The 317-nt window shown below is 71.3% G+C and carries 1 pseudogene; it reads left to right on the plus strand.

Annotated elements, in window-relative coordinates:
- Window positions 1–215: pseudogene (locus MKK60_RS26885) on the plus strand (glycosyltransferase); the annotation flags it as partial.
- Window positions 216–317: the final 102 nt, after the last annotated feature.

Below are 317 nucleotides of genomic sequence, written 5' to 3' on the forward strand. Positions count from 1 at the left end.
ACACCCCGGAGCTTCCGGAGGACCTTGTCGCCTTCCTGCGTGCCGGGTCGGCGCCGCTGGTCTTTACCTACGGTTCGGGCATGCGGCAGGGGCGCTCGTCCTTCGTGACGGCCATGCGGCTCTGCCGGCGGATGGGCCGCCCGGGCGTCTTCCTGGCGCCCCAGACTGGGCAGGCTCCATCGAACCTGCTGCCAGATGCGATCCACGTGCCTTAGGCTCCGCGCACGACCCTTCTGCCGCACGCGGCCGCCTTGATCCACTACGGCCGTATCGACACCGCGGCCTTGGCGCCGCGCGCCGGCGTACGCACGCCCATC

This window comes from Methylobacterium sp. J-092, assembly GCF_022829325.1.
Lineage (GTDB): Bacteria > Pseudomonadota > Alphaproteobacteria > Rhizobiales > Beijerinckiaceae > Methylobacterium.